Source organism: Cryobacterium sp. (assembly GCF_025463825.1).
GTDB lineage: Bacteria > Actinomycetota > Actinomycetes > Actinomycetales > Microbacteriaceae > Cryobacterium.
Map to the genome: position 1 here is coordinate 1 of NZ_JAODBG010000058.1, position 25,398 is coordinate 25,398.

Annotated in this window: 26 protein-coding genes and 3 pseudogenes; 13 read left to right on the forward strand and 16 right to left on the reverse strand. The window is 69.0% G+C overall.

Annotated elements, in window-relative coordinates:
- From JWP54_RS07135 to JWP54_RS07145, 3 genes are all read left to right on the forward strand, one after another.
- Positions 1–1,082: glycoside-pentoside-hexuronide (GPH):cation symporter (locus tag JWP54_RS07135; RefSeq protein ID WP_297369510.1), on the forward strand; the 1,082-nt coding region annotated here is incomplete at its 5' end.
- A gap of 77 nt (positions 1,083–1,159) precedes the next feature.
- Entirely contained in the window at positions 1,160–1,891 is a 732-nt protein-coding gene (locus tag JWP54_RS07140; RefSeq protein ID WP_297369514.1) for a fumarylacetoacetate hydrolase family protein, read from the forward strand.
- Positions 1,892–1,950: 59 nt separating this feature from the next.
- A complete protein-coding gene (locus JWP54_RS07145) occupies positions 1,951–2,184 on the forward strand; it encodes a tautomerase family protein (protein WP_297369515.1) in 234 nt (77 codons plus the stop codon).
- Positions 2,185–2,274: 90 nt separating this feature from the next.
- On the opposite strand, the gene aztD is transcribed toward JWP54_RS07145, so the two are convergent.
- The 4 genes and pseudogenes from aztD to JWP54_RS07165 form a co-directional block, all read right to left on the reverse strand.
- On the reverse strand, positions 2,275–3,489 hold the full coding sequence (gene aztD / locus JWP54_RS07150; RefSeq protein ID WP_297369517.1) for a zinc metallochaperone AztD: 1,215 nt from the start codon (positions 3,487–3,489) through the stop codon (positions 2,275–2,277).
- A gap of 29 nt (positions 3,490–3,518) precedes the next feature.
- Positions 3,519–4,466, reverse strand: a pseudogene (gene aztC, locus JWP54_RS07155) (zinc ABC transporter substrate-binding protein AztC).
- A gap of 5 nt (positions 4,467–4,471) precedes the next feature.
- Entirely contained in the window at positions 4,472–5,764 is a 1,293-nt protein-coding gene (locus JWP54_RS07160) for an ABC transporter (RefSeq protein WP_297369520.1), read from the reverse strand.
- 44 nt (positions 5,765–5,808) lie between these two features.
- A pseudogene (locus JWP54_RS07165) lies at positions 5,809–6,189 on the reverse strand (metal ABC transporter permease); the annotation flags it as partial.
- 49 nt (positions 6,190–6,238) lie between these two features.
- On the opposite strand from JWP54_RS07165, the gene aztA reads away from it, so the two are divergent.
- A complete protein-coding gene (gene aztA, locus JWP54_RS07170) occupies positions 6,239–6,913 on the forward strand; it encodes a zinc ABC transporter ATP-binding protein AztA (RefSeq protein ID WP_297369524.1) in 675 nt (224 codons plus the stop codon).
- Between the two features lie 12 nt (positions 6,914–6,925).
- Here aztA and JWP54_RS07175 read toward each other — a convergent pair whose 3' ends face one another.
- Positions 6,926–7,309 carry a DUF5655 domain-containing protein gene (locus tag JWP54_RS07175; RefSeq protein ID WP_297369527.1) on the reverse strand — a complete coding sequence of 128 codons (384 nt, stop codon included), beginning with the start codon at positions 7,307–7,309 and terminating at the stop codon, positions 6,926–6,928.
- Between the two features lie 113 nt (positions 7,310–7,422).
- Between JWP54_RS07175 and JWP54_RS07180 the strand changes: the two genes are divergently transcribed.
- The 4 genes from JWP54_RS07180 (at position 7,423) to JWP54_RS07195 (ending at position 9,993) form a co-directional block, all read left to right on the forward strand.
- Entirely contained in the window at positions 7,423–8,031 is a 609-nt protein-coding gene (locus JWP54_RS07180; RefSeq protein WP_297369530.1) for a hypothetical protein, read from the forward strand.
- A gap of 11 nt (positions 8,032–8,042) precedes the next feature.
- A complete protein-coding gene (locus JWP54_RS07185) occupies positions 8,043–8,558 on the forward strand; it encodes an MMPL family transporter (RefSeq protein ID WP_297369532.1) in 516 nt (171 codons plus the stop codon).
- A 248-nt stretch (positions 8,559–8,806) separates the two neighbouring features.
- Entirely contained in the window at positions 8,807–9,454 is a 648-nt protein-coding gene (locus JWP54_RS07190; RefSeq protein ID WP_297369655.1) for an MFS transporter, read from the forward strand.
- Positions 9,358–9,993: a hypothetical protein gene (locus JWP54_RS07195; protein WP_297369534.1), complete on the forward strand. Its 636-nt coding sequence runs from the start codon at positions 9,358–9,360 to the stop codon at positions 9,991–9,993. Before JWP54_RS07190 ends, JWP54_RS07195 begins: the two co-directional genes overlap by 97 nt.
- A 94-nt stretch (positions 9,994–10,087) precedes the next feature.
- Here the strand turns inward: JWP54_RS07195 and JWP54_RS07200 are convergent, their stop codons facing one another.
- Entirely contained in the window at positions 10,088–10,744 is a 657-nt protein-coding gene (locus JWP54_RS07200; RefSeq protein ID WP_297369537.1) for a DeoR/GlpR family DNA-binding transcription regulator, read from the reverse strand.
- 32 nt (positions 10,745–10,776) lie between these two features.
- Between JWP54_RS07200 and JWP54_RS07205 the strand changes: the two genes are divergently transcribed.
- The gene (locus JWP54_RS07205) at positions 10,777–11,370 is read left to right on the forward strand and encodes an NUDIX domain-containing protein (protein ID WP_297369540.1); all 594 of its coding nucleotides are present in this window, start codon (positions 10,777–10,779) and stop codon (positions 11,368–11,370) included.
- Here JWP54_RS07205 and JWP54_RS07210 read toward each other — a convergent pair.
- From JWP54_RS07210 to JWP54_RS07220, 3 genes are all read right to left on the reverse strand, one after another.
- Positions 11,367–12,341, reverse strand: coding sequence for an IS481 family transposase (locus tag JWP54_RS07210; protein ID WP_297369657.1), 975 nt, complete (start codon positions 12,339–12,341; stop codon positions 11,367–11,369). The genes JWP54_RS07205 and JWP54_RS07210 overlap by 4 nt on opposite strands.
- 208 nt (positions 12,342–12,549) lie before the next feature.
- Positions 12,550–13,035, reverse strand: a complete 486-nt coding sequence (locus JWP54_RS07215) for an SRPBCC domain-containing protein (protein ID WP_297369543.1) — start codon at positions 13,033–13,035, stop codon at positions 12,550–12,552.
- A gap of 42 nt (positions 13,036–13,077) precedes the next feature.
- On the reverse strand, positions 13,078–13,551 hold the full coding sequence (locus JWP54_RS07220; RefSeq protein WP_297369546.1) for an SRPBCC domain-containing protein: 474 nt from the start codon (positions 13,549–13,551) through the stop codon (positions 13,078–13,080).
- A 389-nt stretch (positions 13,552–13,940) separates the two neighbouring features.
- On the opposite strand from JWP54_RS07220, the gene JWP54_RS07225 reads away from it, so the two are divergent.
- Positions 13,941–14,849: a hypothetical protein gene (locus JWP54_RS07225; RefSeq protein ID WP_297369549.1), complete on the forward strand. Its 909-nt coding sequence runs from the start codon at positions 13,941–13,943 to the stop codon at positions 14,847–14,849.
- Between the two features lie 27 nt (positions 14,850–14,876).
- Here the strand turns inward: JWP54_RS07225 and JWP54_RS07230 are convergent, their stop codons facing one another.
- The 3 genes from JWP54_RS07230 to JWP54_RS07240 all read right to left on the reverse strand — a co-directional run bounded on the left by JWP54_RS07230 (position 14,877) and on the right by JWP54_RS07240 (position 17,220).
- Complete coding sequence (locus JWP54_RS07230) at positions 14,877–15,698, reverse strand: MBL fold metallo-hydrolase (RefSeq protein ID WP_297369552.1); 822 nt, start codon at positions 15,696–15,698, stop codon at positions 14,877–14,879.
- Between the two features lie 153 nt (positions 15,699–15,851).
- Entirely contained in the window at positions 15,852–16,544 is a 693-nt protein-coding gene (locus JWP54_RS07235) for a DUF4386 domain-containing protein (RefSeq protein ID WP_297369555.1), read from the reverse strand.
- A gap of 127 nt (positions 16,545–16,671) precedes the next feature.
- Entirely contained in the window at positions 16,672–17,220 is a 549-nt protein-coding gene (locus JWP54_RS07240; protein ID WP_297369558.1) for a TetR/AcrR family transcriptional regulator, read from the reverse strand.
- On the opposite strand from JWP54_RS07240, the gene JWP54_RS07245 reads away from it, so the two are divergent.
- The 3 genes and pseudogenes from JWP54_RS07245 to JWP54_RS07255 all read left to right on the forward strand — a co-directional run bounded on the left by JWP54_RS07245 (position 17,213) and on the right by JWP54_RS07255 (position 19,960).
- The gene (locus JWP54_RS07245; protein WP_297369561.1) at positions 17,213–17,908 is read left to right on the forward strand and encodes an FAD-binding protein; all 696 of its coding nucleotides are present in this window, start codon (positions 17,213–17,215) and stop codon (positions 17,906–17,908) included. The two genes, JWP54_RS07240 and JWP54_RS07245, sit on opposite strands and share 8 nt — an antisense overlap.
- 37 nt (positions 17,909–17,945) lie before the next feature.
- A pseudogene (locus JWP54_RS07250) lies at positions 17,946–18,902 on the forward strand (FAD-binding protein).
- Complete coding sequence (locus JWP54_RS07255; protein WP_297369566.1) at positions 18,899–19,960, forward strand: SDR family NAD(P)-dependent oxidoreductase; 1,062 nt, start codon at positions 18,899–18,901, stop codon at positions 19,958–19,960. The pseudogene JWP54_RS07250 and the gene JWP54_RS07255 overlap by 4 nt, the downstream one beginning before the upstream one ends.
- 93 nt (positions 19,961–20,053) lie before the next feature.
- On the opposite strand, the gene JWP54_RS07260 is transcribed toward JWP54_RS07255, so the two are convergent.
- The 4 genes from JWP54_RS07260 to JWP54_RS07275 form a co-directional block, all read right to left on the reverse strand.
- The gene (locus JWP54_RS07260) at positions 20,054–21,151 is read right to left on the reverse strand and encodes an acyltransferase family protein (RefSeq protein WP_297369568.1); all 1,098 of its coding nucleotides are present in this window, start codon (positions 21,149–21,151) and stop codon (positions 20,054–20,056) included.
- A 67-nt stretch (positions 21,152–21,218) separates the two neighbouring features.
- Complete coding sequence (locus JWP54_RS07265) at positions 21,219–22,034, reverse strand: DeoR/GlpR family DNA-binding transcription regulator (protein ID WP_297369571.1); 816 nt, start codon at positions 22,032–22,034, stop codon at positions 21,219–21,221.
- A 101-nt stretch (positions 22,035–22,135) separates the two neighbouring features.
- Positions 22,136–23,065 (reverse strand): carbohydrate kinase family protein, encoded by a 930-nt coding sequence (locus JWP54_RS07270; RefSeq protein ID WP_297369574.1) that lies wholly within the window; start codon positions 23,063–23,065, stop codon positions 22,136–22,138.
- Positions 23,066–23,175: 110 nt separating this feature from the next.
- Positions 23,176–25,167 (reverse strand): bifunctional aldolase/short-chain dehydrogenase, encoded by a 1,992-nt coding sequence (locus JWP54_RS07275; RefSeq protein ID WP_297369577.1) that lies wholly within the window; start codon positions 25,165–25,167, stop codon positions 23,176–23,178.
- Between the last annotated feature and the right edge of the window lie 231 nt (positions 25,168–25,398).

Below are 25,398 nucleotides of genomic sequence, written 5' to 3' on the forward strand. Positions count from 1 at the left end.
GCTGGAAGATCGCCTTCGCCGCCGGTACCTACGCCATCTGGGGCGGTGTCTACTCCTTCGTCAACGGACCGTACGGTTCGCTGGCCTCGGTGATGACCCGCAACATCAAGGAACGCGCCCAGCTCGCGACCTCCCGCCAGGCCGGTTCGCTCGGCGCCCAGTGGATCTGCGGCATCGCCTTCATCCCGATCATGATGATGCTCGGTGGCATGACCGCCGAGAACTACATGTGGGCTGCCCTCGCCATGGCCGTTCTCGGCATGATCTCCTTCGTGCTCTGCTACCGCGGCACCAAGGAACACGTTGTCGTGAACCGCGAAGCCAACCGGGAGAAGACGGGCCTCAAGGACTACGGCCGCGCCGTGCTCACCAACCGCCCGTTGCTCGGCCTCGTGCTGATGAGCCTGTTCACCATCTCCTCGATGAACGTGAACAACATGATGATGATCTTCTTCGCCCAGTTCAACCTCGGCAACATCGCGCTGATGGCCGTGCTCAACTTCGTGATGATCGGTGCCTCCATCGTGGGCATCATGTTCATCCCGAAGCTGGTCGTGCGCTTCGGCAAGAAACGCACCGTCATGGTCAGCTTCGCCGTCGCGGTCGTCGCCAACGGCTTGAACTTCATCATCCCGACCAACCTGTGGACGTTCATGATCCTCGTCACCATCGGTTATGTTGCCTTGTCGATCCCGAACGGCATCACCTGGGCGTTCGTCTCCGACACCATCGACTACGGCGAATGGCACACCGGGGTGCGCCGGGAAGGCATGACCTACGCGGCCTTCAGCTTCTCGCGCAAGGTCTCGCAGTCCCTCGCCGCCCTGGTCGGCGCCGGCATGCTGGCCGTCTCCGGCTATGTGGCGCAGGCCGCGACGCAGTCGGATGCGACGTTGCTGGGCATCAAGGCCGTGATGACGCTCTACCCGGCCGTCGCCCTGACCATCGCCGCCATCATCATCTACTTCATCTACAACATGAGCGACGACAAGTACCGTCGGATCGCCAAGGACCTGAACGAGGGTCGTTGGGAACACGGCGTCATCGGCGAGAGCACCCGCGCCACGCTCGCCATCAAGTAGTCGAGAAAAGCGCTGTACCGCAGGGGGCGCCGCTGGCGCCCCCTGTTCCATGCCCGGCAACGTCAGGAAAGCAGCTCATGCGTATCGCTCGACTCGAAACACCGACCGGCCCCCGCCACGCTGTCGCCGACGGTGACAGCTGGAACGTCATCACCGACCCGTTCGCGGCGCCCCTCGTGTACACCGGGGAGTCCATCCCGGCTGCGGACGCCGTACTGCTCGCCGCGGTCGACCCGCGGGTGGTGGTCGGCATCGGCCACAACCGGCCGGGCAACCCCCTGCCCATGCAGGCCTGGCACAAATCGGTGCACACCGTCGCCGGCACCGGTGACGACATCTACGCCGTGCGCCACGTGGGCACCGTGAACATCGAGGGCGAGCTCGCCGTCGTGATCGGCGCCTCAGCCACGAACCTCACGCTCGACAACGCCTTCGAGGCCGTGCTCGGCTACACCGTGGCCAACGACGTCACCAACGTCGACCAGTGCCCGATCGACCCGCGCAACTTCCAGGGCAAGAGCGGCAAGAACTACACCCCGCTCGGCCCGTGGATCGAAACCGAGGTGGCCGACCCGGAGAACGTGGCCACCGAGGTGGTCATCAACGGCGCCGGCGTGGTCAACTCGGGCTCGTTCAACCTGCCCTCCTCGGTCGCTGCCACGCTCGTCTACGTGACGAAGTGGCTCACCCTCGAGCCCGGTGACGTGGTGCTCACCGGGGCCCCCGGCACCGACCTGCCCGTGCAGCCGGGCGACACCGTCGACATCACTCTCGCCGGCATCGGCACCCTGAGCAACACCATCGCCTAGGCTGCTGCCGCCGGCGCCTTGCCCGCCCAGTCAGCGGGCGACGACACTAAGGAGCACACATGCCCAACTTCACCGTTCAACTACTCGCGGGCCGCGACATCAACCAGCGCCGAGCCTTTGTTCAGGACGTCACCGAGAGCGCCGTTCTGACCCTGGGTGCGCGCCGGGGCGACGTCCGGATCGTTTTTGAGGAAATCACGCCGGACATCGTCGCGAACGGCGGCGTCCTCGCCAGCGAAGACCAGAGCCGCGCAGAGGTCGTCAATCGTCTCGTCCCCGCAGTCACCGCATAGCACCCAGCCCGGCCGGTCGCCTCGCGAGTTGCGGGCAAATGCCCCTTCAGTGTTGCTGAAGGGGCATTTGTCGGCAATCCGGTGCGGGAGTCAGCCGGTGACGACGGCGATCTCGTTCGGGGTGCCGGGCAGCCCGGCAGAGGCGGTGACCTTGCCGGTGGCCACGTCGACGGCGAAGACCGAGTCGGTGGCCGGTTCGGTCACGTAGGCGGTGCCGCCCACGACGGTGAACGCGGGGTGCGCGTCCTGCCATTCGGCCGGGCCCTCCCAGGCGGAGATGACCGGGAAGGAGTCGGTCAGTTCGCCGGTCTCGGGGTCCATCGCGTGCAGCGCGCCGTCGGTGCCGAGGATGAGTGCTCCGTCATCCGCGGTGCGGGCCACGTCGCGCCAGGTGTACTGGATGCCGTCGGGCAGGTCGATGACCTCGGCCGTCTTGGCAACGGTGTCCACGAGCAGGATCTCGCTGAGCAGGCTGCCCTCGGAGTCGGGGTTGGAGTTGTAGTCGCCGACGGCGATGGTGGACGTCTCGGTGACGTAGGCGTTACCGGTGCGGCCGTAGGCATCCGGAGCGGTGATCTTGGTGATCTCGCCCTGGTCGTAGAGGAGCACGCCGTTGCTGCAGCCGAACATCGAGACCTCGTTGGCGGCTGCGCCCTCTCCGTGCACCGATGGGCAGTCGTCATTGCGGTCGATCTCTTCACGGTCGGCGTTCAGAACGCGGATGCCGGTGCGGGCTTCTTCAGTGCCCACGGTGGTGAGCAGGGTGCCGTCTTCGAGCTCGATCGAGACGCCGTGGTGGGCGGCCTCGGCCGGGATGACCTCGGTCTGGGGCAGCGTGTCGGGGGAGGCGAGCAGGGCGGCGGTCTCATAAATGGTGGTGTCACCGGTGCCATCGGCGTAGAGGATCGTCTTGTCGCCGTGCTTGACCACGTGGCCGGCGGCCGGAGCATCCAAGACCAGGTCGGTCAGGACCGGCTCGGCGGTCTCGGAGACGCCGTCGGCGGTCCAGGTGCCGGTGTCGAGCACGCGGAATCCGTCGGCGGTGGTGACGAGCACGTGGCGGCCGTCGCCGGCGGTGTTCACCCGGTTGAAGCCGGCCAGGGGCAGGTCGGCTTCGAGATCGAGGGTCGTACCGTCCAGAACGAGCAGGCCCCCGTCGTAGGTGAGGGAGACCCGCGGGGTGGCGGCGGCAGCGGGGCTGGTGCTGCCGGTCGGGGTCTCGTCGGCAGGGGCGCAGGCCGAGAGGAGCAGGGCCGAGGCGGCGATGATCGCCGCGAATGCGGTGGTGCGGTGCTGTGTTTTCATCTTTTCTTTCATGGTGAGGAGGCCTTCCGTCAGGGAGAGAGCCCGGTGGTGATGCGTTCGGTGTTGCTGCGCATCATGGTGAGGTAGGTGTCGGCGTCGCCGCCTGCTTCGCTGAGTGACTCGGTGAAGAGCTCAACCACGGCCACGTCCAGGCCGGCCTCGTCGGCCAGAACCTGCACGAGCCGGTCGGGTTGGGAGGACTAAGCGAAGATCGTGGGCACGCCGGCCGTGTCGATGGCGTCGACGAGGCTGCGCAGGTCGGATGCGCTCGGAGCGGCGAGCGTGGACCCGCCCGGGATGACGGCGCCCACCACGGTGAAGTCGAACCTGTCGGCGAGGTAACCGAAGACGTGGTGGTTCGTGACCAGGTTGCGTCGTTCGGCGCGAATTCCCGCGAACCGGTCGGTCATCTCCGTGTCCAGGGCTTCGAGCTCGGCGGTGTAGGCCGCGGCGGACTGGTCGATGGCGCCGGTGTCGACGCCGGCGACCTCGTCCCGGACGGCTCCGGTGACGGCCGCCACGACGTCGAGCATCCGCTCCGGATCGGTCCAGAAGTGCGGGTCGTCTGCACCGGTGTCCGACGCGGTGGAGGTGTAGGCGAGCGTCTCGATGATTTCGCCGGCGGCAAGCATCGGCACGCCGGCATCGGTGGCGCTATCGAGCTGCTTCTGCAGACCCTCCTCGGGGCCGAGCCCGTTGGAGATCACCAGGTCTGCGGAAAGGATCCGGGCCGCTTCCTGCGCGGAGATCTCGAACGAGTGCGGATCGGAGTTCGGCCGCATCAGGGTCATCACCTCGACCTGGTCGCCGACGATGTTCTCCACCACGTCGCCGAGGATGTTTGTGGTCACGACGATGAGCGGGCGATCGGCGGTGGCGGGCGTGCAGCCGGCCCGGGCGCCGAGGCCGAGGGCCAGGGTGAGCGCAAGACTGCGGTTCCGGTGACTGGGGGTGCGGCGGGAGCTCGGGGCGCGCATCCGGGTCACCGACCCGTCTCGACGAGGAAGCGGGGTCTGCCGTCGATGGGGAAGGTGCGGGCCAGGCGCGCGGAGTCGGCGAAGTCGATCTCGTAGACCTCGCCCTCTGCCGGCGCGTTGAGGTAGGCCCGGTTGGTGTCCACGGTGAGCGTGACACCGTCGGGCAGAGCGCTGCCCGACCCGCCGCCGGGCGCGCCGTCGGCCAGGGTGGCGGCCAGGAGCGGCTCGGTGGCGGCGGTGGTGGCGCCGCTTTCTGCGTCGAACACGAGTACCCGTCCGTCGCGGGTGAGGGCCACGACATTCTGGTCGGGGTCATCGACGGCGGCCACCTGCGCCAGGGCTGTGTCGGTGGAAAGGAGCGTCCAGGTGCGCTCGCGCGTGTCGAGCAGCCAGGCCCCTCGGTCGCCGGCGACGGCGGCCACGGTGGGCCGGCCGGCGCGGTTGTCGAAGGACATCGCCCGGTCCGTCGTCGCTATGCCGGCGGGGTAGGGGATGCGCTCGAACTCGACCTGGACGTCGGGGGCGGGCAGGCCTGCGGCGGTGGCGAGCACGGCCCCGTCGGCGCAGCCGAACACCACGCCGACCCGGGTGGTGATGGTGCCGGCCGGGTCAAGGCACTCGATGGCTTCGCCGGCGACGACGTCACCGGTGGCGTCGAGAACCTGCAGGGCCGAGGCGCCGTTGCCGGTGCTGGTGGTGATGACGCGGTCACCGAACGGGACCAGCAGGCCGGCGCCGGGCTCACCGCTCACCCGGCCGAGTTCGGTGACGATGCCGTCGCCGAGGGCGCCGTGGTTGAGGATGACGCCCGTGCCGGAGTCGGCGAACCGCACCGTCGTGAGCGAGCCGCCGCCGGAGACGGCGCCGGGTCCCGCATCCGTCACGGTGCCCGCGACGCCGGGGGTGCCGCGGTAGTAGTGCTGGTGGTCGTCGTGGTCGACGGTCCACACGCCGGTGTCGACGATGGTGACGGTGCCCGTGTCGGCCGCGGAGGCGAACAGGTAACGGCCGTCGGTGGCGACCGAGCTGACCCCGTCGACGGTGGCGATGGTCTCCGTGGCGCCGCCCTGCAAATCGAGCACTGCCACCTCACCGGTGGGGTTCACGGTGGCCAGGTGCAGCTGTGGTTCGGCGGCCTCGGTCGCGCCCTCGACGTAGCCGTGCGGCACGGCGTCGTCGGTGGCGTCGGGGGAAGCGGAGGGGTTGGCTGCCGGGCCGGCGCAACCGGCGAGGAGGGCACCCGTCGCTGCGAGGGCGGCGAAAGCGGGACGGGGAAAGTGGGACTTAGGGGAATTCACTGACGACTTTCTGGGCTGGAGCGGATGCTGCGGAAACCAAAGCGGACGTCACCGAACAGGATCGCGGTGAGGTCGGTGGCGAAACTGCCAGAGTGCGAGACGATGATCACCCCGAGGGCGAGCATTCCCACGAACAGCAACCCGATGCTCGTGTCGTGGGAGAGCCGGCCCCGCCGGGTGATGCGCCCCACCCCGAGGCTCATCGCCATGGCGCTCACGGCCGCGCCCAGGATCACGGGCAGGCCCAGCAGGGACGCCAGGGCCACGCCCGGCAACATGCCGTGCGCCATCGCCTCACCGAGGAACGCCATGCCGCGCACGACCACCCAGGTGCCCACGACGGCGCAGAGGGCGGCCACGAGCACGCCGCCGAGCAGGGCGCGGAGCATGAAATCCGCGGTGAGCGGGTCGGTCAGCCAGGTCATGGAAGCGACCCTAACTGATAACGGTTCTCATTCTTGATAAGCTGGCGCCATGCAGTCGACCCAGAACGAGCCTCAGAACCGCGGAATTCCGGCCCCGATCACCCTCCGGCAGATCCGGGTGAATCACGGCCCGGCGGTGGCACTGGACGGCGTGTCCGCCGTTGTCGAGGCCGGCCGGGTGACCGCCCTTGCGGGAGCGAACGGGTCGGGCAAGTCCACCTTGCTCGGCGTCGCGGCGGGCATCCAGCCGGTGCAGGGCGGCGAGCGGATGCTGGCGGCACACGTGAGCATCGCCCTGGTGGTGCAGCGTGGCGCTGCGCCCGACACGTTGCCGCTGACGGTGCGTGACGCCGTGAACATGGGCCGGTGGGCCGCCCGCGGCATGTGGCGGCCGCTCAGCCGCGCCGACCGGGTGATCGTAGCGGAGAGCATCGCGGCGCTCGGCCTCGAGGGGCTGGAGCGCCGGGCGTTGGGGGAGTTGTCCGGCGGGCAACGGCAGCGCGCGCTGGTGGCCCAGGGCCTGGCCCGCCGCGCCGACGTGCTGCTGCTCGACGAACCCGCCGCCGGGCTCGACGGTGAGGCGCTCCTGCTGATCGACCTGGCCATCCGCCGGGAGGCCGCCCGCGGTGCCGCGGTGCTCTGCGCCACCCATGATCCCGAGGTGGTCCGGCGGGCCGACCGGGTGATCCGGCTGGCGGCCGGGCGGGTGGTCGCCGCCGCCTGATTCACCGAGGCGTCAGCCGGCCTTACTCCACGCTTCGCGCAGGCAATCGAAGACCTCGTCGTCGAGTTCTTCGGCGCGCCGCAGCTCGAGGTGGTGCATGAAGTGGTTGAGGGTGGGCTCCGCCACCTCCTTCCACCGGGGCGAGGTGTCGAACCGGTCCAAGTCGATCGAGAGCACCAGCGGGGCCACCGCGCCGGAGAGGTACTGGCCGGGCAGCCAGGTCCACGCGAACGAGCGGAGGCGGCGGAACGCGATCTGGCTCTTCGTCACCCGCATCTCGGTCTCACCGATCGAGAGGATCCTCGAGCGCACCGTGTCGAAGAGCACCGGAGCCAGCGGATCGCACCCCTCGAAGAACTCCTCGAGGGGAATGGTTTTCGCCAGTGCTGCGGTCATGTGCGCCACGGTAGTCCCGTCTGCCGATTCCTGCCCGACCGGAGTATTTTGGGCGGCTGCGGACCGGGGGACCCGCGCATCCGGCGCTTTCACGAACCGAGGAAACACCCGCCATGTTGCGAAAACTGGGCGTGAGCGTCGCCCGCCACCGCCTCCTCTCCCTGCTGTGCTGGTTGCTGGCGCTCGCCGCCTGTGTAACCACGGCCCTGCTGGTGCTCGTGCCGGCGCTGCTCGGCTACCTCGGCGAACGGTTGCTGCAGCCCGGCCTGCTCACGCGCATCCCCGGCGTGGGGCGCTGGCTCACCCGGTTCGGCGACATCGCCCCGGACGAGGGGGTCTTCTCCAAACTGGCCCGCGGGGTGCAGCGCGCCCCGGCGCTCGTCACGCTAGCCGGCACCGCCGTGCTGCTTGTGCTGGGTAGCCCGGTGCTCGCGATGACGGTGTCGAACAGCGCCGCCGACGCCATTCCGCGCTCGTCCACCCAGTACGACTTCCTCAGCACGCTCACCGAGGAATTCCCGCTGGCGACCGCGCCCCGGGTACAACTGGTGTCCGGCAGCGACGAGGCCGCCGCGGCCGCGTGGGCCGCCGACGTCGCCGGCCTGCCGGGCGTGACGGATGCCGCCGCTCCCGTCGACGTGAACGGCTACTGGGTGTCCACGGTCACCGTCGACCCCCACCAGGGGCCCGATGTGGTGCGGGAGATCCGCTGCTGTTCCTGATGACCGGGTCGGTGGTCATCCCAGTCACCGCCCTGGTGATCAGCGCAATTTCGTTGGGCGCCGCGGCGGGCGTGCTGGTCTGGGGCTTCCAGGAGGGTAACCTCTCCGGCCCGCTCGATTTCGACGCTGCCACCGTCGCCGGCGTCGACGCGCTGGTGCTCACCCTCGTGCTTACCTTCGGCTTCGGCCTGGCCATGGACTACGAGATGTTCCTGCTCGCCCGCATCAAGGAGCACCACGACCGCGGCGAGAGCACCCGGCTGGCCATCGAGACCGGGCTGCAGAGCTCGGGCCGCATCATCACCTCCGCCGCGTTGATCATCGTGCTGGTCTTCGCGGGTTTCGCCACCGGTGAGCTGATGCAGATGAAGCAGATCGGTACCGCTCTGGCCGTGGCGGTGTTGCTGGATGCGACCCTGGTGCGCGTGATCCTGGTGCCGGCGGTGCTCACCTCCCTCGAGCGCACCCTCTGGTGGGCCCCGCGCTGGACCGCCCCGCTGCACGCCCGTTTCGGCCTCAGCGAGTAGCCCACCCGGCCCGCCCGCAACCGTTGCCGCACCGGACAATTGCGCCCGGTTCGCGGGACGCAGTTGTCCGCACGGGCACCAGTTGCGAACGGATGCGTGCCCACCGGCATGGTTGACTGGCGCCATGGCTACTCGGGGGGCGCGCGGCGGCGAAGCGTGCGCCGGGCGTCGTCCTCTCCCGATCCGGCCCGTCCCCGTCGGGCCCGTTCGCGTTTGCCCCGTTCCGTTGGCTCCTCACCGCGCGCACCATCGCCACCCTCGGCAACGCCGCCGCCCCGATCGCCCTCGCCTTCGCGGTGCTCGACCTCACCGGCTCGGCCGTCGACCTGGGCATCGTTGTCGCCGGCCGCTCCATTGTCAACGTCGCCGTCCTGCTGTTCGGCGGCGTGATCGCCGACCGGCTGCCCAAGCATGTGCTGCTCGTCGGCACGTCCCTCGCCGCGGCGGCCACCCAGGCGGCAGTGGCCGGGCTCGTGCTCACCGGCTCGGCGACCATCCCGCTGCTCGTTCTCCTCAGTGTGCTCAACGGCGCCGTCGCGGCGGTGAGCTTCGCAGCCTCGGCGGCGATAGTGCCGCAGACCGTTCCGATGGCAGAGCTGCGGCCCGCCAATGCCCTGCTGCGCCTCAGCCTCAACGGCGGGGCGATCCTCGGCGCCAGCCTGGGCGCGCTGCTCATCGCCGGGGTCGGGCCTGGCTGGGGGCTCGCGCTGAATGCCGCATCCTTCGCGCTGGCCGGGTTCTTCTTCGCCCTCGTGAGCACCATGCCGGCCGCCTCGGCCGCCCGGGCGACGTCGCACCGGTGCCGGCCAACGTGCTGCGGGAGCTGCGCGAGGGCTGGGGCGAGTTCGCCGGCCGCACCTGGGTGTGGGTGGTGGTGGCCCAGTTCGCCCTGGTGAACGCGGCCTTCGTCGGCGCGATCGCGGTGCTCGGGCCGCTCGTCGCCGACGTGAGCTTCGGCCGCGCCAGCTGGGGACTGATCATCGCCGCCGAAACCGTGGGCCTGGCGCTCGGCGGGCTGCTCGCCCTGCGCTGGCGGCCCCGGCACGCGCTGGGCATCGGCGTCGGCCTCGTCACGGTGACCGCCCTGCCTATCGTGGGCCTCGCGTTGGTGCCCGTTGTGCCGGTGCTCGTGGTCGCATTCCTGATCGGGGGTCTGGCCATCGAGCAGTTCGGGGTGGCCTGGGACCAGTCCCTGCAGCAGAACATCCCGCCGGCCAGGCTGGCCAAGGTCTACTCCTATGACGCCGTCGGGTCGTTCATCGCCATCCCGGTGGGGGAGGTCCTGGTCGGCCCGCTCGCGCACGTCTTCGGCACCACGCCGGTGCTGCTCGGCTGCGCCGCCGTGATCGTGGCCGCCTCCCTGGCCGCCCTTTCCACCGGAAGCGTACGCCGCCTCACCGTGGGCGTCCCCGCGGTCCCCGCACCCCAGGGCTGACTGTTCCCACTGCGGACAATTGGTCCCGGCACACCGGGTGCAGTCGTCCGGAGCGGTAACAGTTGCGGCCCATCGCCGCGCCGCCGACGGGCGGTCAGGCGCGGGGGGTCAGGATGGCCACGCCTTGGTCGCGCAGGTCGGCCACCGCGCGGGCGTCAGTGGCGGAATCGGTGATGACGCCCGCGATGTCGCTGAACGGCAGCACCCGGTAAGGAGAAGCCACCCCGATCTTCTCGGCGCTGGCGAGCGCGTAGGTGTCGGCGGCCCGTCCGGCCAGGGCCCGCTTCATCGCGGCCTCCTCCACCTCCCCGGTGGCCAGGCCGGCGGTGGCGTGCACACCGGTGACGCCCAGCAGGAACAGGTCGGCCGTGATCGCCTGGGCGGCCTCGACGGCAGCGGCGCCGCAGGTCACCATCGAGTGCTTGAACAGCCGTCCGCCCAGCAGGAACACCTCGATCGCCTCGTGCCGCAGCAGCGCGGCGGCGATCGTCGGGCTGTGCGTGATCACCGTGCAGGCCACGGTGAGGGGCAGGGCCTGCACCACAGCGAGGGTGGTGGTGCCGCCGTCCAGGATCACCGTGGTGCCGGGCAGAATCAGTTCCGCCGCACGCGCGGCAACCCGGTCCTTGCTGGCCGGTTGGACGAGGGTTCTGTCCGGGTACCGGGCCAGTGCCGGCGACACGGGCAGGGCGCCGCCGTAAACGCGCTGACATAGGCCCGCTGCCGCGAGCTCACGCAGGTCCCGGCGCACACTGTCGTCCGACAGGCTGAGTTCTGCGCGGCATGGATTCGCCGGATGGCCGCGGGCGCACCGGGTTGCACTCTGTGGGTCTCGGCCTGGACGGCAACCCGGCGGTCACCGTCGAAGGGGTGGAGGTCACCAGCGACGGCTGGCACGTGCTGCGCCGCACCATTTACCGGTATCGCAGGCACGACGGCCGGGTGGAGACGCATCAGCGCGAGACCTATGACCGGGGCAACGGGGCGACGATCCTGCTCTACGACCCCACTCGGAGAACCGTGCTGCTCACCCGTCAATTCCGGTACCCCGCTTACGTCAACTCCCACCCGGACGGCATGCTCATCGAAGCCGCGGCTGGCCTGCTCGACGATGACGCTCCCGAGGTCGCGATCCGCCGCGAGGCCAGCGAAGAACTCGGCGTCACCGTGGGAGAACTGCACCACGTTTTCGATCTCTATATGAGCCCGGGCTCGGTCACCGAACGGGTGCACTTCTATGTCGCGGAATACGGACCGGCCGATCGGGTGACGGCCGGCGGCGGCCTGGCCGAGGAGGGCGAGGACATCGAGGTGCTCGAGATCTCCGCAGCCGACGCGCTGGCCATGGTGACCGACGGCCGCATCGTGGATGGCTAGATGTTGTTCCCACTGACGTTGTGAGCACGGTCGATGGGTGATTTGCCGCCGATGCCGGTATGGGGTCTGTGGTGATTGTAGCTATGGATCCAGTCTTGGTAGGTCGCTGCTCGGGCGGCGTCTGAGTTGTAGTGATGGGCGTAAGCCCATTCCGCGGCGAGGGTGCGGTGGAAGCGTTCGATCTTGCCGTTGGTTTGGGGTCGGTAGGGCCGGGTGAACTTGTGGGCGATGTCGCCCAGGGCGTCGTTGAAGAACTTCGAGCGGTAGCAGGAGCCATTGTCGGTCATCACACGCAGCACGGTGATGTCGTGGGTGGCGTAGAACGCGTTCGCCCGGCCCCAGAACCCGGCGGCGGTTTCCTTCTTCTCGTCGGTGAGGATCTCTGAATAGACCAGGCGGGAGTGGTCATCGATCGCGGAGTGAAGAAACGAGTGGCCAACGCCAGCTTGTCGGTTGCGTTTACCGACCTGGCGGCCGAGGGTGCGGTGGCCACCGCCGTCGGGGATGCGGCCGAGTTTCTTCACGTCAACATGCACCAGTTCACCGGGGGTTTTCTTCTCATACCGGATCGGTTTGGGTTTGCGCACCGGCAGGCCCGTGTTCTGGTCCAGATGACCCAACAACGGCATCCGGTACCGGTTGAGTACTTTCGAGACCGTCGATTGCGGCAGCCGCAGGTGATAGCCGATGCGGTGCGGTCCCCAGCGTCGGGTGAAGCGCAACGCGATGATGCGCCGCTCGGTGCGCCGGGCGCATTGGTTCGGCGACAAGTGCGGGCGAGACGACCGGTCGAGGAGCCCGACGGCACCGTGGCCTCGATACCGGGACACCCATTTGGCGACGGTCGCGCGGGAGACCTGCAGACGTTCAGCGACGCGGGCTTGGGCCCAGCCGTCGTTCACGACGAGCTGGACCAGCTTGAGGCGGCCTTCGGGAGTCAGTGGGGCGTTGGCATGAGTAACGTAAGAGATGAGGGCCTCCGTTGCATCGGCTTGAGTGTGGTAACCCAATCGATACCGGAGGTCCTCACCTTTTTAGCTCACGCCACGCTCACAACCTGTGTGGGAACAACAGCTAGACCGTCATCCTGCTGCAGTGGGCCGCCCTGGCCGGACTGCTCTGACGACTCGGTTCCGACGTGGCGGCACGCGGTCAGGATGCTCCGTCCCGGCATCGCCCCTATCGCGCCGGATGCTGCCCGCGGGTCACGGCCTCGCTCTCGGCCAGCTCGCTGAGTTTGTCGAGGGACCGTGGCCACATGTCCTCGAACATGTCCGCCTCCTCCTCGTCGACGTCCAGGTCCACGATGAGGGTGGTGACCCCGTCGGTCTCAGTGAAGGTGTAATTTTCGTGCGTGCCCCTGAACTTCTGGGCGTACTCGCTCTCGGTGTCTACCTCACCATTCATGATCAGGCCGGTGTATTCGATGGAAACGAACTCGTGCGGGCGGTGTTCCGCGACCACGCCGACCAGGCCGCCCATCGGTTGAGTGTCATCACTGTCGCCGAGGAACCGGATTTCGCTGCCCGGCAGCCAAGACCCCTCGAAATAGGAACCGGGGCTGAAAACGCTGGTCCACTGACGGTAGCCGGCATCGCCGAGCATGGTTTCGGAGACGACTTCGGCGGGCGCATCAATCTTCGTTGAGAAATGCAAGGTCTTCATGGTTGGAGCCTAGCGCCGCTGAGCGCGGGCCGACAGGGCTGCTCAGGACGCATCGGAGTCGCGGACGGCGGCCTCGGCGAGGTCCTTGAGCTGCGCCAGGCCCTGGGGCCAGAGCTCGCCGAAGAGCTCCGCGTAGGTGTCGGCGGTGTCCACATCGATGGTGATGGTCGTCGCCCCGTCGGTCTCGCTGAACGAGTAGGATTCCCGCGCGCCGATCAGCTGCCGCGCCTCCCTGCTGGTGGTGTCATCCACGTCGTTCACGATCTGGCCCTGATATTCGATCTGCACGAACTTGTACGGCCGGTGCCTCGTGATCACCCCGTACATGCCGCTCATCGTGCCGTCGTTGTTGGTGCCCAGGAACCGGATCTCACTGCCGGGAAGCCAATCGCCCTCGAAGTACGAGTTCGGGTTGAACGCGCTGGTCCACTGCCGGTAGGTGGAGTCATCGAACATGGTCTTCCAGACGACGTCAGCGGGCGCATTGACTCGGATTGAGAAATGCTGCGTCTCCATGCCGCGAGTGTAGCTCCGCGCCCCCCGCGCTTCTAGGGACGCCTCCCGAGCCTCGGGCGCGGCCGCGCTGGGCATTTATTCGAAGCTTTCTTCGGTGGGAAACCTGTGGATAACCCTGTGTACAGCGTGTGGAAACCACCGGGATGACGGGCCGGAGGCTGTGGATTGTGCTGTGGAAAATCTGGGGAGAGCGCTGTGCACTCCGGCCAGGAAAGGTCGGCGCGTCGGGAGCGGGTTGGACCCTCCGCATGTTGGAACTCTCGAAAGTGATGTCGGGCCACCGCCGCGCATCCGCCTGTCAGTTGCTGGTGCCGTCACGGTCTAGCCTGATCATCAACGGCATCAACAGCCGCGGAGCTCGCACCGACGCGAGTCCCGGAAGGCAGCAAGTGAGCGCGACGGATGCAACGAGATCGGCGGAGTTCGACGCCTTCGGCCCGTGGGTGGACGAGGTGCGCACCGCCGGCGAGGTTCCCGGACTCTACCGGGATTATCGGGTGGACTTCGATGCCAGCCGAATCGTGCTCAAGATTCCCCGCAATATCAGCCGCCGTGATGCGCTGCCCACGATGGACCTCTATGACCACCTGATTATCGCGGCGCCACAGGCACTCATCGTACTGAGCCGCGGTGTCGACACGTACAGCGAGAGTTCCATCGCCTATGGCGACATCGTCGCGGTCGCCGACACCGTCGACCTGGTCGAGGGCCGCCTCAGCATCCTTGCCCGGTCGGGGAGAACCCACACCGTGCCATACAACGGGTCGTCACAGCAGGTGATGACCCGTTTCACCGATGTGCTGGCTGAACTTTCGCTCGCGGTGGTGCGTCCAACGCCCGCCGTGGTGTTCCCCGCGACGGATTCCCGGCCTTCCCTGGACCTCCTCGACCTGGGCAAGCAGGACGTGGGCCTGGTCACCGCATATTTCGACCTGACCCGCCATGAGTTCGGCGCAACACTCCTCGCCGCCCACGGGCGTACCGGCCTCGACCCGCTCGGGGGAGTGCTCCGCCGCGCTATGCACGTCCTCTATCCGATGACCCTGCACGGTGCGGTGCTCTGCCGCACCGAACACGCGCTGCACATCCTCGGCCGCAAGGCCTGGCTGGTGCGCGGAAACGCGCCGGACCTGTCGCGCTCACACACGACGATCCCGCTCGCCGCCATCGAGAAGATCAGCGTGGCAACTCATCCCACCTACCGCGCCGCAGTGATCCTCACACTGCATTCGGGACAGGCCCGATTCGACGTCATCCTGCCGGAATCGTCAGCCGCTCAACGAGCCCTGACGGGGTAGCCCGGGCCGACGACGCGGCCCACCCGCTCAGGTGAGGTCGTCGAAGTCGCCGCGCACCCACCCCTGGTGACGGTCGGCCGACCGGCGCACCACCGCACGGGCATCCGCCACGATCACGGTGTCAAAGTTGGCGTACAGCCGGTCGAACTCGAAACGTTCCAGGGTGCGGGCGATGCGCTCCGCCACCGGGCCGGACAGCGGCAGCCGGTTGGGGAAGCTGCGCATGAAGCTCACCGACGTGCGGTCCGGGTTGGCGAAGACGGTGTCACCGCTGAGCAGCACGCCCCGTCCGGCCGCACCGGCCTCCCAGTGGATGACGGCGCTCCCGGGGAAGTGGCCACCCACCTGTACCAGGGTCACGCCCGGTAACAGCCGCACCTCGGACGACCAGGTATCGATCACCGGGTCCGGGCGGGCCACCCAGGCCAGATCGGCCTCGGCCACGAGGACCGGAGGGCCGCCGAGCGCCCGGCTCCACTCCACCTGCGCGCCGAACATGTGCGGATGGCTGGCCACGATCGCGCGCACCGGCCCGTGCTGGAGCACCCGGGTGGCGATGTCGTTGTCCACAAAGCCGATCGGGTCCCACAGCACGGTCCCCCCGGGGGTGCAGAGCAGCTTGGCCTGCTGCCCGATGCCTACCGCGGGGGAGCTCTGGATGCCGTGCAGGTCGGGTTCGAGTTCGCGGAGGTCGGCGTGGCAACCGGCCTCGTGCAGGTCGGCCAGTGTCGTCCACTGCTGGCCGGCGGCGGGTACCCACTGGCGTTCGTCGGCGCAGATCGCGCAGACGCCGGCGTTGTCGGCGTGCTCGACGCCGCAGGTGGCACAGATCCAGAAGCTCACGGGCATCCCCTTCAGACTTCACGTCGCTCGCCGCCAGTATGCCCCGCTCTGCCCCTCGATGTCCCGACGCCGACTTGCCCACCTGCGGACGAGTTGCCCCGCTACACCGGGGCAACTCGTCCGGAACGGGGCAACTCGGGGCGCCCGGCGGCCGGTCGGTCACAACAACAGCGCCACCCCCGTCGCCACCAGCCAGAGCGACCAGACGATGTACGTCATCGGAGTGAGCCGGGCCGCGAGCGGCCAGCCGTGGTTTTCGAAGGAGCCCACGAACTCGAACGAGCACAGCGCAAGCACGGTCCCGACCACGATTCCCACGATGCCCAGCCAGTCCGGCAGCAGATAACTCTGGATGCTGGCGGTGCCGATCAGCATGCTCCACGCGCCGGTGAAGAGCAGGCCCAGATGCTCGCCGACCGCCACGCCCAGGTAGCGGTGGAAGGCCTGGAAGACGACGTCGACCGCCTGTTTGCGCCCGGGCGGGGCGTCCTGGTCGGCGAGGACCCGCGCGAGGTATGGCACCAGGAACGGCCACCGGATCAGTCCGAGAAACTGGACGAGCCCGGCCAGCACGCCCACGATCGTGCTGATCGACAGCACCGTGGCGTCGGCACCCCAGAGGGCGGCCGGCAGCAACCCGGCCAGTACGGCGAGGAGGGCGGGTGTCATCGCGAACGCCCACCAGAGCAGGACCAGGCGAGACCCGCCCCGCCGGAACCGGGAGAGCACCTCCGCGGTGGGTCGCCGCAGGATGTCGGGGTAGTCGAACGAAATCGCGAGGGCCGCGAAGAGCGCATTGAAGACCAGCGGAAGGACGATCAGCAGCACGGCGGCCGCGACGATGTCGGTCATGGGTCCATCTCCAGGGCGCGATCAGCTGAGAAGCGCGATCAACTGTCGTTGGGAGCGTAGGCAGGCCGCGGGACGCCCGCAAGACCCTTGCGCGTGGGCGGCTCGGGACGGGCGGCGAACCGCGAGGCTAGCGCGGGGTGAACGCCGCGTGGAAGAGCCTCCAGGCCCGGCGGGCCACGTCGGGCCGGTCGGGGGCGTCGCTGCGGGCGAGGATTCCGGCCAGCATCGACACCGCGAGGATGACGTCGGCCGTGCTGACGTGCTCGGCGATGCGCCCGGCCGCCTGCTCGCGGGTGAGCAGCCGCGCCACGATGCCGTCCAGCCGCTCGGCCAGATGCACCGCCCGGGGGTCGTGCCGGTCGGCGGTGACCAGATCGATGAGGGCGATCGAGGCCAGGGCCTGTTCGATCACCCGGTCGAGCAGGTCGTCGAGGGTGCTCCCGGGCAGTGCGACGAAGACCTCCAGGACCGTGATGTTCTCGTCGAAGATCTCGATCGCGAGGGCGGTGCGGTCGGGGAAGTGGCGATAGAGGCTGCCCTGCCCCACGCCGGCCCGCCGGGCGACGGCGCTCAGCGGCGCCGAGAAGCCCTCGGTGGTGAAGACTTCCCGCGCGGCGGCCAGCAGGGCCCGGCGGTTCTCCGGGCCGGATCGATTCGAGGAGGAACTTATGGCCACTCAGTGGGATCGCGAAGTGAATGTACTCGTGGCAGGTTCGGGGGCCGCGGGATTGACCGCCGCCATCACCGCCGCAGATGCGGGCCTGACCGCCCTCATCGTGGAAAGCACCGGCCGCTGGGGCGGCACGACCATGCTCAGCGGTGGCGGCCTGTGGATGCCGAACAATCCGCTGATGCGCCAGCTCGGCATTCAGGACTCGCGCGCCGACGCCCTCGAGTACATGGAAGCGGCGATCGGGGATGCCGGCCCGGCCAGCTCTGCCGCCCGCCGGGAGGCATTCGTCGATTCGGTGCCGCGGGTGTTCTCGTTGTTGGCCCGGCTCGGTGTGCGCTGGTGCGCGGCCAAGGACTATCCCGACTACTACCCCGACCGGCCCGGCGGCCGGGTGGGTCGCGGCATCGAGGTGGAGCCGTTCGACGCCAAGCGGCTCGGTCAGTGGGTCACGTTGTCCCGGGCCGACGAAGGACTGCCGGCGCCGCTGAAGACGGATGACGTCTGGCTGCTGTCCCGCGCCTGGTCCACGCCCACGGGGTTCGTGCGCGGCGCCCGTTTCGTCTTTCGCACCATCGGTGGCCTGGCCAGCGGAAAGAAGCTCTACGGCCTGGGCACGGCCCTGGTGATGACCCTGATGGAGATCGTGCAGCGGCAGGGCACCGAGGTGCTGCTGAACTCCCCGGGTCAGTGAGCTGGTGCTCGAAGACGGCCGGGTGGTCGGCGCGATCGTGGCCACCGAGAACGGCTCGGTGCGCATCCGGGCCCGGGCCGGTGGGATCCTGGGCGCCGGCGGGTTCGCCCAGAACAAGGAATGGCGTCAGAAGTACCACGGCATGCCGGGCAACAGCTCGGCAGCGGCCGGCGACCAGGGAACCGCCATCGGCGTGGGCGCCCAGGCCGGCGGCGCGCTCGCCCTGATGGACGATGCCTGGTGGGGCTCGGCCGTGCCGATGGCCGACGGCACCGCCTCGTTCTCCGAACGGTCGATGCCCTACGGCATCATCGTCGACCAGGCCGGCTCCCGATACCTCAACGAGTCCGAGAGCTACATCGACTTCGGCCACGAGATGATCGAGCACCACCGCGAGACCCCGACGATTCCGTCCTGGCTGATCCTCGACATCCGGCACCGCCGGCGCTAGCTGTCGTCGTCGCTGTTGGCCGGCGGCAAGAGCCTGCGGGCCAACGGCACCGTCGTCTCAGCGGACACGATCGAAGAACTCGCCGTGCGGCTGGCGATCGATCCCGCCGCCCTGCGCGCCACGGTCGACCGGTTCAACGGCTTCGCCAGGAGCGGCATCGACGCCGACTTCGGCCGCGGTCGCACCGTCTACGACAACTACTACGGCGACCCGAGCGTGAAGCCCAACCCCAATCTCGGGGCGCTGGAAAAGGGCCCGTTCACCGCGGTCAAAGTAGTACCCGGCGACCTGGGCACCAAGGGCGGGCTGCTCACCGACGAGCACGCCCGGGTGCTCGACGAGGCCGGCGCCCCGATCGCCGGGCTGTACGCGGCCGGCAACACCACGGCATCCGTGATGGGCCGCACCTATCCGGGACCGGGCTCCACCATCGCCCCCGCGGTGGTGTTCGGTTACCTCGCCGCACTGCACGCGGCCACCTACTCCGCTCCCGTGACCCCATCGGCAGTGGATCTCCAGAAAGAAAAGGAACCTCTCGTATGACACAGACCCTCAGCGCCGGCTCCTCCGTCGGCACCTGGCTCGACGACCCCACCGGCGGCCCGATCCTTCGCGACCTTCTCGCCCAGGCCGGCCAGAGCGCCGACGTGCTTCGGCCGGTGCGGAAACTCGCTCTCAAGCGCCTGGTCACGCTCAGCAAGGGCAAGTTCCCGCCCGAGCTGATCGACGAACTCGTGCGGCGGGTCGCCGCCGGCGACGTGCCCGCCACCGCTTCGACAACGGATGCGGCGCCCGTCCCGGCCGCCGGGCCCGTCTCGGTGGCGGCGGCCGAGCGCCCCGAGTGGGTGGAACGGGTCAGCACCGGCCGGTTCACCGGCAAGACCGTCATCGTCACCGGGGCCGGTTCCGGCATCGGTCGGGCCACCGCATCCCGGGTCGCCCGCGAGGGCGGCCGGGTCGTCGCCGTCGACATCTCCCAGGAGCGGCTCGACGATTTCGTGGCCGAGCACGCCGCCGCCGACATCGTTCCCGTCGTGGCGAACATCACCGATGACGACGCCATCGCCGGGATTATCGCCGCCGCGGGCGAGCAGATCGACGCCCTCGCCAACGTCGCCGGCATCATGGACGACATGACGCCGGTGCACGAGGGCAGCGATGCCGTCTGGAAGCGGGTCTTCGCGATCAACGTCGACGGCACCATGAAGCTCATGCGCGCCGTCGTGCCCGGGATGCTCGAACGGCAGTCAGGCTCGATCGTGTATGTGGCCTCTGAGGCGGCGCTCCGCGGCTCGGCGGCGGGCGCGGCCTACACGGCGTCCAAGCACGCCGTCGTGGGGCTGACCAAGAGCAGCGCCTACATGTACGGGCCCAGTGGCATCCGGGTGAACGCCGTGGCGCCGGGCCCCACCATCACCAACATCGAGGCGAACTTCGCCTCCGCGCTCGGGGCCGAGCGGGTGCGTGCCGGCATGGCGCTGCTGCCCAACGCCGTCGAGCCGGATGCGCTCGCCGCGTCGATCACCTTCCTGCTCAGCGACGACGGCGTGAACGTGATCGGCCAGGTGCTGGCCAGCGACGGCGGCTGGTCGGTCGCCTAGCCTCGAACCGGCGCATCCGCCCGCTCCGTGTGGCGGATGCGCCGCGGCACGCCCCAGTCCCGGCGGCACGCGTTCGTACGAGTGCCGCCGCGCTCAAAGCGTGCCGCGAGGATCGGGCGCGGCCGGGCGCGACCGGTACCGGCCGGAGACCACGCCGATCAGCCACTCGATCGGACCCTTGCCCAGGAACCGCCACCAGAGAATCCCCACCAGCGGCACCCCGAGCACCAGCACCAGCCAGGCCACCGGGTCCGTCGTGCCGTAGCTGATGCCGTTGGCATTCATCACCGCAACCACCCCCACCTGGAACACGTAGAGCGACAGCGAGATCGACCCGATCGCCTTGAGCGGCAGGAAGACGGCGTGCACCACCGTGGCCGCGGGCCGCGCCCGAATCGAGGCGAGCAGCATGATCACGCCCAGCGTCAACAGCACCAGCCCAGCGTCGTGCAGGGTGTCCAGATAGCTGCCGGAGGGGCTGAACGCCTGACCGGTGGCACCGCGCCAGAGCGGACCCAGCCACCAGGCCGGCAGCGAGATCGCGAGCATGATCCATGCCGCCGTGCGCCCACCGAACCGGATCCGGAACAGGAGGGCCCCGAACAGGAACCACGGCAGCAGGTTGGTCACCCGGTAGTGCGGGCTGAGGAACAGCCACTCCAGCAGGAAGCCGCCCGGGGTGCGTTCCCCGGAGGTGATGAGCGGGCCGGCCGCCGTCAGGGCGAATTCGTTCAGCGGCGCGCCCAGCACCAGCACCACGGCGAGCACCGCGATCAGGGCGCGACTGCCCAGCAGCACCAGCGGCGTGCCAACAGCGAGGACGATCCCCAGGAACGAGAGCACGACCGCGATCCAGCTGCCCCAGGTGGACAGCAGCAGCCCGAGCAGCACCAGGATCAGGCCGCGGATGACGTTCTGCACGATGACCGTGCGCCGGGCACCGGCGCTGGTCCCGGCCTTGGCCAGCACGATGGCGGCGGCCGCGCCCATCGTCACGGCGAACAGCGGCGAGGCCACGTCGTTCAACTGGCCCTGCACAAACGCGGTCGCGGGCGGCTGGCTCACCAGCAGCGGGCCGGCGTGGGCGATGAGCATCGCCAGGATGGCCACTCCTCGGGCGACATCGGGCACGAGATAGCGGTCTTTCTGCAGGCGCGGCGCGACCGGCGTGACTATGGCGGACCCGGTCATGCGGTCACCTCTCGACAAGAGTCGGGCGGAAGCGGTGCTAGTGCGACCATCGTCCCATGACTCTCCCCTATGAAGCCACCAAGACAACCAGGCCGGCCTCCTCGAAGCTTTTGACCACGGTGCCGTCGACCTTGTCGTCGACGATCACGTGGGTGAACTCGTCGATGCCGCCCAGTCGGTGCAGCGCGCCGTGGTCGATCTTGCTGTGGTCCACCATCAGCACCCGGGTCTGAGCGGCGGCCATCATGGCCCGCTTGGCCGTGACGATGCGCTGGTCCTGGTGGTAGACATCCAGCCCCCGCACGGCCGACGACGACGCGAACAGCACGTCGGCGTAGAGGTCGGCCAGGCTGCGCTCGCACATCATGCCGAGGAAGGATTGGTACCGCGGCGTGAACTCGCCGCCGAGCGCGATCAGGTGCACATCGGGGTGGTTGCTCACCTGCTGTATCGCCGGCAGGAAGTTGGTGATGATCGTCAGCGGCGGCCGGGCGATCAGCAACGGCACCACCTCGAGCGAGGTGGTCGAGTCGTCCACGATCACCACGTCGCCCTCGGAGACCAGCTCGACGGCCATCCTGGCCATTTTCTTCTTCTCGTCGATGGCGCTCATCGCCCGGAACTGCAGGTCGCTCTCGAACTGGGTCGAGCGGTGAGCGGATGCGCCGCCGCGCACCTTGCGCAGCGTGCTCATGCGCTGCAGCTCTTCGAGGTCGCGGTGCACGGTCATGCGGCTCACGCCGAGCTGCTCGGTGAGGTCGTCCACACTCACGAAGCCGCGCTGGTTGACCACCTCGCCGATCAGGCTCAAGCGGGCCGCCTTGGTGCGCGCCCGGTGAGGGGCGTCGTGCGGTTCGGGACCGTCGACCGGGGTGTCAGACATGGCTCACGGGGTGGATTATCGGCATGATCAGCATCCGTCCTTTCCTTGTCGCCAGCTGCATCGCTAGCTTGGCACAGTGCGGGTGGGGGTGACGGGCAGGCTCAGGCTGCGAGCCGGGGCTGGCTGCGCTGGAATTGGGCGACCTGGTCGCGGTCGACGATGCCGGCATCCGAGCCGAGTCCGGTGGCCACCAGGCTGCCGCAGGCCAGGCCGCGCTCGGCAGCGCCGATCACGTCGAGGCCGTCGAGCAGGCCGGAGATGAGCCCGGAGGTGAAGGCGTCACCGCAGCCAGTGGTGTCGACCACGTCGATCTCGTAGGCCGGCAGCACCGTTTCGGTGTGGCCGTTCGCGGCGATGCTCACGCCGTTGCCGCCCATGGTGAGCACGGTGTGGCCGGCGCCCTGGCCGTGCAGCCAGGTGATGATTTCCTGCCGGTCCTCGCTGCCGACCAGCCAGCCGGCCTCCTCGATGTTGGGCATCAGGTAGTCCACGTACTGCAGCGACGGCCCGATCAGGCTCTGCGCGTCGTCACGAGGGCTCATCAGGAAGTCCATGGTGACGGTGAGGCCGATCTCCTTCACCCGCTTGAGTACCCGGGCCATCGGTGCGCCGTCCAGGCCGGGCAGGATGAACGCGCCGCCGAGGTGGAAGATTTCGGCCTTCTCCACGACCTCCCAAGGCACATCCGCTTCGGTGAGGCCGGCGTTGGCGCCGATCACGTGCAGTGCCGGCCGGGAGCCGTCGCGGCGGATCGGCAGCAGGCTGGCCGAGGTCTGCCGGGTGGGGTCGACCACCAGGTGGTCAGTGTTGACGCCGTAGGCGGTCATGGTGGAGCGCACGAAGTCGCCGATGGTGTCATTGCCGATCCGGCCGACAGCGGCTACGTCGACGCCGAGCTTGGCCAGGTTCACCGATGGGGCGGCGGCGGTGCCGGCCACGGTGAACTTGATCTGCTCGATGAATTCGAGGTGCTGGCCGGGCGGTACGGCCGTGAACGGCCAGCCGAGCGCATCGGCGATGTGCGCTCCCATGGAAATCACTCGAGACGTCATTGTTCCTCCGTTGGGTTCGGTGCAGTCAATCTTGCTGGTTCGGTGCCGCCCCGCCGACGACCGGGCGGCGGCGGGGCGGCGGGTGCGATTTAGATGACCCTGTCGTTGCCGCCGTCCACGGGCACCTGAGCGCCGGTGGTGGATTGGAACGTGGCGGTGACCATCGCGCCAACCATGTGGGCCACGTCGAGGCTGGTCACCTCGGTGGAGAGCAGGTTGCGGCGCTTGTACTCATCAATGCTCACGCCGTACTTGGCGGCGCGCTCGGCGAGCAGCTCCGGCGTCCACAGCGCGGTGTCGAAGACCGCGTCCGGATGCACGGTGTTCACCCTGATGCCGTCGCCGGCCCACTCCAGGGCGGCCACCCGGGCCAGCTGGGTGAGGGCGGCCTTCGAGGCCGAGTATGCTGCGGCGCCGGGGCCGGGGGCGGCGAAGTTCTTCGAGCCGATCACGACCACCCGGCCGTAGCTGGGGGACTCGGCCAGCAGTGGTTGGGCGATCGCGAACAACGTCTGCACCGAGCCCACGTTGATGGCCAGGGTGCGGTCCCAGACGGCGCCGTCCAGCGCGGTGATCGGGGCGCTCTCGGCGAAGACCCCGGCGGCGACCACGAGGATGTCGAGCCCGCCGAACCGGGCGACGGTCTGCCGCAGCGCGTCGGCCAGCGCTGCCCGGTCACGCACGTCGACCGGGATGCCCAGCCAGCCGGCGCTGGCGAAGGTGTCGGTGACGCCGGGGGAGATGTCGATGCCGACGACGCAGGCGCCGAGGTCGAGCAGGTGTTTGGCGATGCTGCGGCCGATGCCGGAGGCCGCGCCGGTGACCAAGGCCACCTGGCCGGTGAGTTCGGCGGGGGCGCCACCCATGCGCAGCTTGGCCTGCTCGAGGTCCCAGTATTCGATGTCGAACAGTTCGCCTTCCGGCAGGGCGGTGTAGCTGCCGAGCCGTTCGCCGGCCTCGATCACGTCGAAGGTGTGCAGAGCGATGTCGCGCACGATGTTGGCGTCCTTGATGGTCCTGCCCACCGTGAACATGCCCTGCTCCGGGTCGAGGATGAACCGCGGGGTGGGGTCGAGGATGTCCAGCGGCACCGGCGAGCGGCCCCGGTTGCGGTCGAAGTAGGCCTGGTAGTCGGCCACGTAGCCGTCCACCCCGGCGGCGTCGGCGCCGCTGGCCACCAGCGGCAGGCGCTTGGTGCGGATGATGTGGTCGGGGGTGGCGGGTCCGCGGGAGGCGATCTCGGTCAGGTCGGAGCGGCCGACGAAGTCCCAGACCCGCTCGTCGGTGTGGTGGCCCATGATCATCGGCCGGCCGGCGTGGGCGGAGATGGCGCGGCGCAGCCGGGCAATCGCGAGCGGGTCGACCGTGGCCGGCGCGGGTGTGGCCGGGGCAGCGGATGCGGCGGGCTCCGCGTCGTCGCCGGCGACGGCGGCCTCGGCAGCCGAGATGAACTCGAGGTGCCGGCTGTAGGCCTCGGCCATGGTGTCGCCGAAGGTGAACAGGCCATGGTTGAGCAGCACCATGCCCCGCGTCTTTTCGGTGGCAAGCCTCGGCCAGAGTTCGTTCGCCACTCGGGCCAGGTCGAAGCCGGGCATGACATAGGGGATGAGTACCACGGAGTCGCCGAAGAGTTCGGTCACGGCGGCGGCTGGGTCGGGCTGGTTGGTGAGCGAGACGATCACGTCGGCGTGTGAGTGCAGCACGGCTCGGTATGGCAGAAGGGCGTGCAGCAGTGATTCGATCGACGGATCCGGCGCGGACGCATCCACCAGTGCACAGCGCAGTTCGTTCACCAGCGCGGCGTCGGTGATGCTTTCGACCGTGAGCAGTTCCCGCAGCCGGCTGAGCCGCAACGGGGCGAACCCCTGCGGCTTGATGGTGGCCATGTCCCACCCGCTGCCCTTGACGTAGATCACCTCGAGCTCAGCACCTGTGACATCGGTGATGGTGTCCTTGATCGAGGAGTTGCCGCCGCCGTGCAGCACCAGGGCGTCGTGCGCCCCGATGGTGCGGGACCCCTGCACGCACTCGTCGAGGGCGCTTTGCCCGCCGGATGTGGTCGTCTGCCACAGACTCTTCACTGGAACCCCTTTGTTCGTGTCGCCGCCCCGGCTGATATCTAACCGTTACAAACAGTACGACTGGGGGCGATATAACGAAATGTATCAGAAATGTCACAGTCCGTACTCCTCGGCTTGTGCCCGGACCAGCGCGTAGTGACGGCGATCCAAACGGTTCGCCGTTGTGATCTCGGTAAAAAAGGATTTGCTCGCTTTCGTGACAATCTGTGCTTTACTGTTACAACTGCCCCG